General features: G+C 70.1%; 8 protein-coding genes. 3 read left to right on the plus strand and 5 right to left on the minus strand.

Annotated features, from left to right (window positions below; all coding sequences use genetic code 11):
- Nucleotides 1–71 precede the first annotated feature (71 nt).
- Nucleotides 72–344, minus strand: a complete 273-nt coding sequence (locus JJB11_RS11030; RefSeq protein ID WP_201170436.1) for an oxidative damage protection protein — start codon at nucleotides 342–344, stop codon at nucleotides 72–74.
- A 107-nt stretch (nucleotides 345–451) separates the two neighbouring features.
- Between JJB11_RS11030 and JJB11_RS11035 the strand changes: the two genes are divergently transcribed.
- Nucleotides 452–1,486, plus strand: coding sequence for a sulfate ABC transporter substrate-binding protein (locus JJB11_RS11035; protein WP_201170439.1), 1,035 nt, complete (start codon nucleotides 452–454; stop codon nucleotides 1,484–1,486).
- 65 nt (nucleotides 1,487–1,551) lie between these two features.
- Nucleotides 1,552–2,118: an NADPH-dependent FMN reductase gene (locus tag JJB11_RS11040; RefSeq protein WP_201170441.1), complete on the plus strand. Its 567-nt coding sequence runs from the start codon at nucleotides 1,552–1,554 to the stop codon at nucleotides 2,116–2,118.
- 49 nt (nucleotides 2,119–2,167) lie between these two features.
- Here JJB11_RS11040 and JJB11_RS11045 read toward each other — a convergent pair whose 3' ends face one another.
- Nucleotides 2,168–2,818, minus strand: a complete 651-nt coding sequence (locus JJB11_RS11045) for an FMN-dependent NADH-azoreductase (protein WP_201170444.1) — start codon at nucleotides 2,816–2,818, stop codon at nucleotides 2,168–2,170.
- Between the two features lie 114 nt (nucleotides 2,819–2,932).
- On the opposite strand from JJB11_RS11045, the gene JJB11_RS11050 reads away from it, so the two are divergent.
- The gene (locus JJB11_RS11050) at nucleotides 2,933–3,862 is read left to right on the plus strand and encodes a LysR substrate-binding domain-containing protein (protein WP_201170446.1); all 930 of its coding nucleotides are present in this window, start codon (nucleotides 2,933–2,935) and stop codon (nucleotides 3,860–3,862) included.
- On the opposite strand, the gene glgA is transcribed toward JJB11_RS11050, so the two are convergent.
- The 3 genes from glgA to treZ are packed head-to-tail and all read right to left on the minus strand — an operon-like array spanning nucleotide 3,859 to nucleotide 12,321.
- Nucleotides 3,859–5,388: a glycogen synthase GlgA gene (gene glgA, locus JJB11_RS11055; RefSeq protein WP_201170448.1), complete on the minus strand. Its 1,530-nt coding sequence runs from the start codon at nucleotides 5,386–5,388 to the stop codon at nucleotides 3,859–3,861. The genes JJB11_RS11050 and glgA overlap by 4 nt on opposite strands.
- Nucleotides 5,385–10,457, minus strand: coding sequence for a malto-oligosyltrehalose synthase (locus JJB11_RS11060; protein WP_201170450.1), 5,073 nt, complete (start codon nucleotides 10,455–10,457; stop codon nucleotides 5,385–5,387). The genes glgA and JJB11_RS11060 overlap by 4 nt, the downstream gene beginning before the upstream one ends.
- A gap of 40 nt (nucleotides 10,458–10,497) precedes the next feature.
- A complete protein-coding gene (treZ, locus tag JJB11_RS11065) occupies nucleotides 10,498–12,321 on the minus strand; it encodes a malto-oligosyltrehalose trehalohydrolase (protein WP_201170452.1) in 1,824 nt (607 codons plus the stop codon).
- Nucleotides 12,322–12,324: the final 3 nt, after the last annotated feature.

Genomic DNA, 12,324 nt, shown 5'->3' on the forward strand with positions numbered 1-12,324 from the left:
CTCCGGCACGCGGCTACGCCGCTTCACATCGCAAAGCGATGTGAGCCTGCGCCGAAACCTCTTTCCCACGGCTACGCCGTGGGCGGGACGTAGCCCGCGGCGGTGTCTGCGCCACCGCCAAAAAAGTGGTTTTCCATCTGGCGCTTGAGGTACTCGCGGGCGCGCTGGTCCGCGAGGTTCAGCCGGTTCTCGTTCACCAGCATGGTCTGCTGCTTGAGCCATTGCTGCCAGGCTTCCTTGCTGACGTTCTCGTAGAGGCGCTTGCCCAGCTCGCCGGGATAAGGGGGGAAGTCGAGGCCTTCGGCGTCCTTGCCGAGCTTGATGCAGTGAACCGTGCGTGGCATTCACGCTCTCCTGGTGAATTTGCTTATGGGGATATGGAACTGAGATCTCTGTCGTTCGCGTTCCGCAGGCCGGCTTCCAGAATGCGCCTCAACAAAGGAAATCATCCATGGGCCTTCGCCGCGACTTTATCAAGATTCCCCTGACCCTCGCCGCGGCTGCGGTGCTCGCGACCTCCGCCCTGCCCGCGATCGCGCAGCCCGTGCAGTTGCTGAACGTCTCCTACGATCCGACGCGCGAGCTCTACGCCGAGTTCAACCAGGCGTTCGTGAAGTACTGGAAGGCGAAGACCGGCCAGGACGTCGCGATCCGGCAATCGCACGGTGGCTCGGGCAAGCAGGCGCGCTCGGTCATCGACGGCCTCGATGCCGACGTGGTCACGCTGGCGCTCGCGGCGGACACCGACGCTCTCGTCACGCACGGCGGGTGGATCGCGGCCGACTGGCAGCAGCGGCTGCCGCACAACGCGTCACCCTATGCGTCGACGATCGTGCTGGTGGTGCGCAAGGGCAATCCCAAGGGCATCAAGGACTGGGACGACCTGGCCCGGCCCGGCATCGGCGTCATCACGCCCAATCCCAAGACCTCGGGCGGCGCGCGCTGGAACTACCTCGCGGCCTGGGAATACGGCCGGCGCAAGTACGGCGGCGATGGGAAGGCCCGTGACTTCATGGCGCGGCTCTTCGCCAACGTCCCCGTGCTCGACACCGGCGCGCGGGGATCCACCATCACGTTCGCGCAGCGCGGCCAGGGCGACGTGCTGGTCGCGTGGGAGAACGAGGCTTTCCTGCTGCAGAAGGAATTCGGCGGGCAGTTCGACATCGTGATTCCCTCCTTGAGCATCCTGGCCGAACCGGCCGTGGCCGTCGTCGACCGCAATGTCGACCGCAATGTCGACCGCAAGCATACGCGGGCCGTGGCCGAGGAGTACCTGAAGTACCTGTACAGCGAGGAAGGCCAGGACATCATCGCCAGGAATCACTACCGCCCGACCGTCTCGCAGAAGGCGCAGGCGAAATATGCGGCGCAGTTCGCGAAGCTGAACCTGTTCACCGTCGACCAGGCCTTCGGTGGCTGGACCCGTGCCGGCAAGGAGCACTTCGCCGACGGTGGCAGCTTCGACCAGGTCTATTCGCGCAAATAGCACGCCGACTACAGCGGCCCGCGCGCATGCGGCGCACGATGTGCACCGCAAACAGGAGAACCCCCATGAGCTATCGCATCGCCGTGATCGTCGGCAGCCTGCGGCACGATTCGTACAACCGCCAGCTGGCCGAGGCGCTCGCCAGGCTGGCCCCGCGCGAACTGGAGTTCGTGCCCGTGCGCATCGATGACCTGCCGCTCTACGACCAGGATGACGACAGCCACCAGTCCGAGCCGGTGCGGCGCCTGAAGACCGAGGTCGCCGACGCGCAAGGGCTGCTGTTCGTCACGCCGGAGTACAACCGCTCGATCCCCGGCGTGCTGAAGAACGCGATCGACCACGGCTCGCGTCCCTACGGGCAGAGCGCGTGGGCCGACAAGCCGGCGGGCATCGTCGGCATCTCGGTGGGCGCGATCGGCACCGCGGTCGCGCAGCAGCACCTGCGCACCATCCTCGCCTACCTCGACGTGCCGACGCTCGGCCAGCCCGAAGTGTTCCTGCAGCACAAGACCGGCTTCTTCGCGCCGGACGGCGGCATCGCCAGCGAGGGCACGAAGCAGTTCCTGCAGAAGTTCATGGACCGCTACGCGGAGTGGGTCAAGCACCACGCGGATCGCATCGCGAATCGCTGATGCGGCAAGGCCCGCGCGAGGCGGGCCCTGGTTCGTGCGCGATCGCGGCTCAGGCGCGCAGTTGGGCCTGGGCCTGGTTCGCCGGTTCGGCGGCGTGCGCCTGGATCTGCGCGTCGGCGCTCGCCAGCGCCTGTGCCTTTGCCGCATCTCCCATCGCCACGCCTTCGGCGCGCACGAAGCGCACGTCGGTCACGCCCAGGAATCCGAACACCGCCTGCAGGTAGCTCTCCTGGTGGTCCAGGAACGCGAGTGCCGGATTCGCGGAGTACGCGCCGCCGCGCGTGGACGCAACGATCACCGTCTTGCCGCCGGCGAGACCGACCGGACCTTGCTCGGTGTACTTGAACGTGCGGCCGGCCTGGGCAATGCGGTCGATCCAGGCCTTCAGCTGGCTGGGCACGGAGAAGTTGTACATCGGCGCGCCGACCACGACCACGTCCGCGGCGAGGAACTGGCTCACGAGCTGTTCGGAGATGGCGTTCTCTCGCCTCTGCACGTCGGTCAGGCCCTCGGCATTCACGCCGAGGCGGAAGCCGAGCGAGTCGATGCCGAGGTGGCTCGGCGCATCGGCGGCGAGGTCCAGGTGTTCCACGGTCGTGCCGGGATGGCTGGCTTGCCACTGGGCGACGATGCGGCGGGTGAGCTCGCGCGAGACGGACTGGGTTCCCAGCGGGCTGGAATCGATGTGCAGCAGTTTCAAGGTCTTCTCTCCTGTCGGGTGCCCGGTGTGGGCGACAGCAATCATTGTGCGGGCGAGCCAATGGCTTGATAAGGTAGCAACTTCGAGATAGATTGTTCTACCCATGGGACGATCATGCAGGACCTGAACGACATGCTCTTCTTCGCCGAGGTCGTGGACCGCGGCGGTTTCGCCGCGGCCGGGCGAGCGTTGAACCTGCCCAAGTCGCGCCTGTCGCGTCGGGTCGCGGAGCTGGAAGACCGGCTGGGCGTGCGCCTGCTCCAGCGGACCACGCGCAAGCTCTCGCTCACCCAGGCCGGCGAGGTCTACCACCGCCACTGCGTGGCCATGCGCGAGCAGGCCGAGGCCGCCGACGAGGCAGTGGCACGCGTGCACGACGAGCCGCGCGGCACCGTGCGCATCGCCTGTCCGGTCACGCTGGCGCAGACGACCATCGGCCCCTTGCTGCCGCGATTCCTTGCCGAGCATCCGCAGGTGCGCGTGGACATGCAGGTGAGCAACCGGGTCGTGGACCTGGTGCAGGAGGGCGTGGACGTCGCCATCCGGGTGCGCGCCAATCTCGACGACAGCGGCACGCTCGTCATCAAGAACCTCGGACCCACGCACGGTGCGCTGGTCGCCAGCCCGCAACTGCTGCAGCGCTTCGGCCAGCCGCGCGATCCCGAGGGCCTGCACCACCTGCCGACGGTGGCCATGTCCGCTGCGGACGGTCGCGCGAGCTGGCACCTGCACGGGCCGCGCGATGCGCGCTTCGAACTGCAGCACCACCCGGTCTACACCGCCGACGACCTGCTCACGCTGCGGTTCGCCGTGCTGCAGGGCACCGGCATGGCGGTGCTGCCCGACTACCTCTGCGCCGAGGAACTGCGGCGGGGCGAGCTCGCGCTCGTGCTGCCCGGGTGGGAGCCTCCGGAGGCGAAGGTGCTCGCGGTCTTCCCCTCGCGCCGCGGCATGGTCCCGGCGGTGCGCCGCTTCCTCGACTTCCTCGGCGAGAACGTGGTCGGCGAGCGCATCGTCGCCGCCAGGCCCGCCACCGCCCGCTAGGCTGCGGGCGCGTTGGAGGTCGAGGCGCTGGCGGCGGCCGAGGCGCGCGAGTCGGTGGAGGCGGGGCCTCGCAGGTCCTGCAGCGCCCGCGCGTACACCTGCACGTACTGCTTCGCGCTGTCTTCCCAGCCGAACTGGCGGGCCATGCCGTTGGCCTGGATGCGGCGCCAGCGCTGCGGCTCGCGCCACAGCCGCATCGCACGGCCGATCGCGTCGTCCAGTCCTTCGGAGTCGACGCCGGTCATGACGAAGCCGGTGCCGCGCGCCGGGTCCGCGCTCGCGTCGGTGACGGAATCGAGCAGGCCGCCCACCGGCGCCACGATCGGCGGCGTGCCGTACGCCTGGCTGTACATCTGGTTCAGCCCGCAGGGCTCGAAGCGCGAGGGCATCAGGAACACATCGGAGCCCGCCTCGACCAGGTGGGCCAGGCCCTCGTCGAAGCCGATGGTGACGGCGACCTGCTTCGGGTGCTTGCGTTGCGCTTCCTGCAGGGCCTGCTGCAGGTCCGGCTCGCCCTGGCCCAGCACCACGAGCTGCGCGCCGGTGGCGACCAGGCGGGGCAGGGCGCCGAGCACGAGGTCGATGCCTTTCTGCGGGGTCAGCCGGCTCACCACGGAGAAGAGCATGGCGCCCTTGTCGGCCGGCAGGCCGAGGCGTGCCTGCAACGCGGCCTTGCACTGCGCCTTGCCCTGCATCTTCTGCGCGCTGTACCGGTGGGGCAGCAGCGTGTCGGACTGCGGGTTCCACACCCGCGTGTCGATCCCGTTGAGGATGCCGCGCAGGCGCGAGGCCCGGGCGCGCAGGATGCCGTCGAAGCCGACGCCGTGCGCGGGTGTCTGGATCTCGCGCGCGTAGGTCGGGCTGACGGTGGTGATCGCATCCGCGAACTGCAGGCCTGCCTTGAGCATGGACAGCTGGCCCCAGAACTCCACGCCATCCATGCCGCGCCAATGGTGCGGCACGCCCAGCAGGTCGGCACTCTCCATGGGGAACACGCCCTGGAACGCCAGGTTGTGGATCGTGAGCACGCTCGCAGCGGTCGGCTCGTGCGGAGAGATCATGCGCGACTGGCCGAGGTACAGCGGCGCCAGGCCCGTGGGCCAGTCGTTGGCATGCACGATGTCGGCCGTCCAGCCACGCAGCGGGCTGTGCACCGTCCCGAGCTCCGCCGCGACGCGGGCGAGCAGCCCGAAGCGCAGCGCGTTGTCGTGGTAGCCGCGACCGCTCGCGTCCACGTAGGGTCCGCCCGGCCGCTGGTACAGCCCGGGGCAGGCCAGCAGCAGCAGCGTGACGCCACCGGCGACCTTCACCGGCACGAGTTGCGCCGCCGGCCATGGCCCCCAGGCCGGCAGGTCGACCCCGTCGCCGATCTCGCCGCTCACTTTCATGCCCTTGTAAGCTGGCAGCAGGATGTGCACGTCGTGGCCGAGTGCTGCGAGCGTCGCGGGGAGCGCGCCGCTCACGTCGCCCAGTCCACCGGTCTTCACGTAGGGAGCGCACTCGGGCGTGGCAAACAGGATCTTCATGCGGCTTGCTCCGCTTCGGCGACCAGCACCACGAAGGGCAGTCCACCCGCGCCGGCGAAGAGCGCCTGCAGGTCGATGGTGGCGTCGTCCTCGCCGGCGAGCTGCGTCTCGGCGCCCGTGAGCCAGTTGCGCCAGCGGCGGAACCGGCGCACTCCCGCGCCCTCGGCCCCGCACGCCACGCGCGTTCCCCGCCAGAGCGCGGGCGTGCACGCTTCTTCGTCGCCGCGGCACAGCGTCCACAGCAGGCGCGTGGTGACGACCACGATGGCCTCCCGATCGTGCAGGCGCGCGAAGGCGAGCGCATGGTCCTCGGCGGGACCCTCGACCGCGAGCGGCACGTAGTTGCCGTTGCGGAACAGCGCCTGGTGCTGCCGCCGCAGGTGCAGGAGGCGCCAGGTGACCAGCTGCTTGATGCGGCCGTCCGCGGCCTGCCCATTCAGCTCATCCCAGTGCCTGCGTGCGGGCCAGCCTTTGCGGTAGAGCGCTTGCGCGCCTTCCAGTGCGTGCGCGAGCGCGACGTAGTCCACGGGCCGCCGGTTGTCCGGATCCACCAGGCTGAAGTTCCACTGCTCGCAGCCCTGGTAGAGATCGGGCACGCCGGGTGCCGTGAACTTCAGCGCGACCTGCGCCAGGCTGTTGCGGAAGCCGAAGGGAGCGATCCGCGCCGTGAACTTCTGCAGTTCGTCCGCGAAGGGATTGGCGCCCGCGCGCAGCACGCCATCCACATAGCGCTCCACCGCATCCTCGTAATCGCTGTCGGGACACACCCACGTGGTATTGAGCTTCGCCTCGCGCACCGCCTTGCGCATGTAGGCCTGCACCCGCTGGCGCAGGTCTTCGCGCGCCGCGTCGTCCGGCGTCCCGGCGGGCCAGAGCCCCACCAGCGTCTGGAACAGCAGCCAGATGTCGTTGGTGCTCGGCCACGTCGCGTCCGGCGCCTGCGTGAGGTACAGGTGCGCCCAGCCCGAGAGGCGCAGCAGGCAGTCCTCCCACAGCGCGGGCATCTCGGACAGCACGTTGAGGCGGGCCCGCAGGTCCTCGCCGCGCTTGGTGTCGTGCGTGGACGTGCCCAGCATGCAATGCGGCCGATGCCGCTGCCGCGTCTGGTTGGCGAAATGGAAGGCCGGCACCGACACGCCGAAGCTGCGCGGATCGCCGCCCACCTCGTTGAGCGAGAGCAGCGGTATGTAGCGGTAGAACGCCGTGTCCTCCATCGCCTTGGCCGTCACCGGTGCGGTGAACTGTTGCCAGCGCGCGAGGAAGCGCTGCCGCGCTGGCAGCGGCAGGCTGGCCGCCTCGCCTTCGCCGAGCAACACCTCGCGCAGGTGCTGCAGCACCGTCGCTTCCGACGGGCCCAGGCGGCGTTCCGCCGCGGCGATCGCCCAGTCGATGTGGCGCCGGTCCATGGGGCTCGCCGGCTCGCCGGCGCGCAGGTAGGTGCGGTACACGGGAAAGGCCGCAGCCACTTCCGCCATCGCCCAGCGCAGGCGGTTGCGCGTGAAGTCGCAGCGCCGCCGGTTGCTGCGCGTGAGCCGGTGCAGGGCATGCGCCAGCCAGTTCAGCTCCGAGTAGAGCGAAGTCTCGATGATCAGCTTCTTGCACTGGTACAGCACCTCGTCGAACGGCGTGGTCTGGCCCGTGAAGGCCTGGTACGCCGCGAGGAGGGCCTCCTCGTTGCCGGGGTCCACGAAGACGCCGTTCACGAGGGTGCCGAAGCGGTAGCCGGTATCGCCGTGCACGGGCCAGTCGTCCGGCAGCGACTCGTGCTCGGCCAGGATCTTCTCCACGACCAGGTACAGCGCGCGGGGCTCGTGCCCGACCACCTCGGCCTGCGCGGCGTAGCGCGCCTGCAGCAAGTCGAAGTAGGCCTGCGGATCGCTGAGGCCGTCCGGGTGGTCGATGCGCAGCCCCGACAACAGCCCGTCCTGCAGCCAGTGCAGGACCTTGCGGTGCGTCGCGTCGAACACCTCGGTGCGCTCCATGCGCAGGCCGGCCAGCGTGTTCACGTCGAAGAAGCGGCGGTAGTTCACGTCGTCGCTCGCCACGCGCCAGTCGGCGAGCCGGTAGGCCTGGGCCGCGACCAGCTGCTCCAGCGCGTCGAAGCTGGCCGGTTCCCCGGCCTGGCCGTTGAAGCGCTGCACACAGGCGGCGATCCAGCGCGCGAGCCAGTCGTGTCCCGACGCGAGCCGGGCCAGCTGCCGCTTGTAGACCGCGGCATCGCGCACCCGCGTGCGCCGCGCTTCGGCGTCCGGATCGTCGCGCGAGGGCAGTCGGCGGAACGCATCCAGCAGCGCGCCGACCACGGCGTGGCTGTCGCCTTCGCTGTCGTCGCGCGCCGGTGGCGCCGGCAGCGCCGCCAGGATGTCCGGATAGGTCGCCGGGTCGATGGGGAAGCGGTGGTCCCAGTACTTCAGCCCGAACTCGCCGGACCCGGGGTCGAAGTGCAGCTGGATCTCGCCTGCTTCGAGCACCTTGCCGAAATGGTCGCCGAGCACCGGCAGCAGCACCCGCCCGGCCATTTCCGGCTGGGCCGGCTGCCATTCGATGTCGAAGGTCTCGGCATGCGAGGAGGCGCGTCCGTGTTCCAGCACGTCCAGCCACCAGGCGTTGTCGGCCTCGAGCACGCCCATGTGGTTGGGAACGATGTCCAGGATCTGTCCCATGCCGTTGCGCCGCAAGGCCTGGCACATCCTCGAATGCGCGAGCGCGTCGCCCACTTCCGGGTTGAGCTGCGCGTGGTCGATGATGTCGTAGCCGTGCGTGCTGCCCGGGCGCGCGCGCAGGTAGGGCGAGCTGTACAGGTGGCTGACGCCCAGTGCCTTGAGATAGGGAATGACCTGCGTGACCTGCTCGAAGGTGAAGCCCTTGTGGAACTGCACGCGGTAGGTTCCGCAGGGGACGCTCGCCGTCTCCATCGGCGGCAATTCCAGCGCCGTCGCCTCCAGCGCCGTGGGCCCTTTGCGTTCGCTGCGCAGCACGGCGGCCAGCGAAGCCCAGCGCGCGTCGCTGGCCAGCAGGTCGACGCTGACCGACAGCTTGCGCCGCCAGTTGGGGAAGCGGTCTTCGGTGGTGCCGGGAACGTTCACCTGCAGCAGCTGGCCCGTGACGTCCTCCAGCTGCACGCCCAGCAGCCAGCATGGCGTGCGCGCCAGGAAGGCATAGACCGCATCGACGAAGGCCTGGCCGGGCTCGGGCATGGACGTGGGCTGGACCGTGATGCCCGCGGGCAGCAGGTCCTCGCGCTGCAGCGCCAGCAGCAGGCGGGCGCGGTCCTGCGCGCGGGCGAGCACCTGCGTCTCGTGGGCGCTCGGCTCGGGGTACAGCTGCAGGCGCGCCGACAGCTCGATGTCCTCGCCCACCCAGAACCCGCGCAGGGTCGGCAGGTCGTGCGTGCTGACGACCGCGAGCGCCTGCGCCTGCCATTGCGCCGGACGCCGGAAATTCCCGTCGTCGTCGCGCTCGAACAGCAGCGGCTTGTACGACAGCAGGTTGCCTTCGCGCATGGCCTCGCGCATGCGCGGCGCCACGTTGCCCAGGTCCTCGCCGATCACCATGCACTCATGGCGATGGCTTTCCAGCGCCAGCACGGCGAGCAGGTCTTCCAGCGGGTATTCGACGTACGTCCCGCCATCCGGGCCGGTCCAGAACAGGCGCATCAACGCCATCACGTGGTCCAGCCGCAGTGCGCCGCAATGCCGCATGTTGGCGCGCAGGGTGTCGATGAAGGGCTGGTAGCGCGCCTGCTTCAGGCGGTGCGGACTCCAGGGCGGCAGGCCCCAGTCCTGGCCGGCGGGTGCCAGCGGGTCGGGCGGCGCGCCGGCGTGCATCCCCAGCGCGTACAGCTCGTGCTCGACCCAGGTCTCCGCGCCGCCACCGTTCACGCCGACCGCGAGGTCGCAGTACAGGCCGATGCCCATGCCGCGCGTGCGCGCATAGCGATGGCACGACTCCAGCTGCACTTCGCAGAGCCACTGCAGCCAGAACCGGTAGCGCACGTCCGATGCGTGCTCCTGGCGGAACCTGCGCACGGCCGCACTGTCGGGGTCGCGATAGGCCTCCGGCCAGGCAGGCCAGCCCCACACCCCAGGGTCCTGCGCGAACAGGTATTCCTGCAAGGCCTCGAACAGCGCGTGCTGGCCGATCGTGTGCTCGCGCTCGCGCATGTACGCGAGGAAGTGCGCGCCGCGCGAGCGGTCCTTGTCGAGTTCGTGGCGTTCGAAATGGCGCCAGAGGATGCGCAGCACTTCGTCCTTCGCCGCAGCGACGCCCGGATACTCCACCAGCTCCGTTTCGCGCAGCGCCAACAGGCGCTCCTGGAAGCGTTCGGACTGCACCTTCTGCTGCGCTTCCTCGCAGCCGCTCAGGTCCACCAGCGTCTGCACGTCGAGGTAGATGGGGTTGAGCGCCTTGCGGCTCGACGGGCTGTAGGGACTCGCCGCCGCGGGGTTGTGCGGGAAGAGGGCGTGCAGCGGGCTCAGGCCGATGAAGGACGCGCCCTGGTGGGCGGCCGCGTCGCACAGCCGGCGCAGGTCGCCGAAGTCGCCGATGCCCCAGTTGCGCGACGAGCGCAGGGCGTACAGCTGGATCGTGCAGCCCCACCAGCGTTCGCCCTGCTGCAGGCCCGGGGCCACGTGGCAGTGGTGCGGCGCGATGATCACGCGGCAATAGTCGTGCGGGGGCGCCCCCTCCAGCGTCAGCCGGTAGTAGCCGGGCCGCAGCCTGGAAGACAGGGTGATGGAGGCCTGCTGGAAGCTGCGCTGCAGGTCCCCGGTTGCCACCGGCAGGCCGTCCTGTTCCTGCGCGAGCTGCCAGCGCGCCGCCGCGCTGTCGTGGCTGGTCCAGCGCAGTTCCAGGCGTTCGTCCTCGCGCGCGACGTGCACGCGAGGCAAGCCCAGGTGCTGCGCCGGCGGATCGCCGCCCTGGCCCGTGAGCGCCGCAATAGCGCGTTCGAGGACGGCCTCGGGGACGGCTTCTTCCTTGCCCCAGAAGCCGTGGTAGCGGTCCGCGATGCCAAGCCGCCGCGCCTGCTCCGCCAGCGACACCGGCGCGTGGTCTGCCGGCGCGTTCATCGCAATCGCCCCACGATGCGGGTCCGCCGGAGTGCGGCGCTCATAAGGTGATCTCCTCGCCCAGGGTCCACCGCGCACTGTAGGCCGGCCAGGTGCCGCGCGGTGTGTGCTCGGGCCGGCGGTGGCTGAACACGACCTGCGCCTCCACCGGGCCCAGGTGCTGCGGCTCGACCTGCAACGGGGACTCGCCCAGGTTCAACTCGAGGCACAACATCATGCCGTCCTCGTACCGCCACTGCACCGCCAGCCCGCGCTCGCCGATGCGTTGTGCGGAATGCTTGCCCGTGAGCAGGAGAGCCGCGCGCGGCGTGATCCACCGGCGCCGCGCTGCGAGTGCAGCGCGCGCCTCGTTCAGCCAGGCCTGCCCGGCGGGTGCCTGCGCGCGTGCGGGGTCGGGACGGCTCGCGGCCAGGGTGCGCTCGCTGCAAGGGTCGGGCAGGTCGTGCGCATCCACGTGGCCGAACTCGCGCTTGCGCCCGGCGCGCACCGCTTCGCGCAGCTCGCCCTCCCAGTCGGCGAAGTAGAGGAAGGGTTCGGTCGCGCCCCACTCCTCGCCGAAGAACAGCATGGGGATCGCCGGTGTGAGGAGCGCCAGCAGGGTGGGCAGTTGCCGCGCTTCGGGCGCAACGAGCTCACTCAGGCGTTCGCCGCGCGCGCGATTGCCGACCTGGTCGTGGTTGTGCGCGAAGTTCACGAGCGCGGTGAGCGGCTGCGCCGGCGCGGCCTGCACCACCTCGCGCGCGCCGCCTTCCCGGCGCTTTGCGCCCTCGAAGACCATCCCGTGCGTGAAGCAGCGCTCCAGCAGGTCCATGGTGCGCTCGCCGTAGTCGTGGTAGTAGCGCCGCGTCTCGCCCGTGAGCGCGACGTGCAGGACGTGGTGGAAGTCGTCGTTCCACTGCGCGTCGTAGCAGCCCGGCACCGGCGTGGGCGCCAGATAACGGTAGTCGTTGTCCTCGTTCTCCAGCACCAGGTGCACGTGCCGGCCGTGCGTTGCGGCGCGAACGCGTTCGGACAGGTCCTGCAGCACGTGCCGGTCGCTGTCGTCGCGGATCGCGTGCACGGCGTCCAGGCGCAGCCCGTCGAAGCGGTACTCCTGCACCCAGAAGAGCGCGTTGTGGATGAAGAACTCGCGCACCACCTCCCTGCCGGGCGCGTCGAAGTTGATCGCGGGCCCCCACGGGCTGCCCTTGCTGGGCGAGAAGAAGGCGGGGGCGTAGGAGTGCAGGTAGTTGCCCTGCGGGCCGAAGTGGTTGTAGACCACGTCCAGGAACACCATCAGGCCCAGGCTGTGCGCCTGCTGCACGAAGCGCTTGAGGTCTTCCGGCGTGCCGTAGGCAGGGTGCGGCGCGTAGGGCAGCACGCCGTCGTAGCCCCAACCGAAGCGTCCCGCGAAGTCGGCGACCGGCATCAGCTCCACGGCCGTGATGCCGAGCTCTGCAAGCTGCGGCAAGCGCGCAGCGGCGGCAGCGAAGGTGCCCTCGCGCGTGAACGTCCCCACATGCAGTTCGTACAGGACCGTTTCGTGCCAGGGTCGGCCCGTCCAGCCGCCCTCCCACTCGAACGCCTTGGGGTCGACGATGCGACTGGGACCGTGCGGGCCTTCGGGGTTCTGCCGCGAGGCCGGGTCGGGCACGAGCTGCCGGCCGTCGATGCGCCAGCGATAGAGCGTTCCCGCCGTCGCGTGCGCAACGGTGCACTCCCACCAGCCGTTCTCGCCGGCTTCGGCCGGGTGCAGTTCGGGGCTGGGGCCGCCGGTCTCGATGGCGACCTCGGCGCGCTGCGCCGCGGGGGCCCAGAGCCGGAAGGTGGCGCCGCCGCCCTCGTCCAGGCGGGCGCCGAATGGCATGTCGTGCTGCGAGCGCACTTG

This window comes from Ramlibacter ginsenosidimutans (genome assembly GCF_016654015.1).
GTDB classification, from domain to species: domain Bacteria; phylum Pseudomonadota; class Gammaproteobacteria; order Burkholderiales; family Burkholderiaceae_C; genus Ramlibacter; species Ramlibacter ginsenosidimutans.

Coding starts and splice junctions, on each gene's coding strand:
- JJB11_RS11030 (WP_201170436.1), bottom strand. CDS start 344: ATGCCACGCACGGTTCACTGCATCAAGCTCGGCAAGGACGCCGAAGGC.
- JJB11_RS11035 (WP_201170439.1), top strand. CDS start 452: ATGGGCCTTCGCCGCGACTTTATCAAGATTCCCCTGACCCTCGCCGCG.
- JJB11_RS11040 (WP_201170441.1), top strand. CDS start 1,552: ATGAGCTATCGCATCGCCGTGATCGTCGGCAGCCTGCGGCACGATTCG.
- JJB11_RS11050 (WP_201170446.1), top strand. CDS start 2,933: ATGCAGGACCTGAACGACATGCTCTTCTTCGCCGAGGTCGTGGACCGC.
- glgA (WP_201170448.1), bottom strand. CDS start 5,388: ATGAAGATCCTGTTTGCCACGCCCGAGTGCGCTCCCTACGTGAAGACC.
- JJB11_RS11060 (WP_201170450.1), bottom strand. CDS start 10,457: ATGAACGCGCCGGCAGACCACGCGCCGGTGTCGCTGGCGGAGCAGGCG.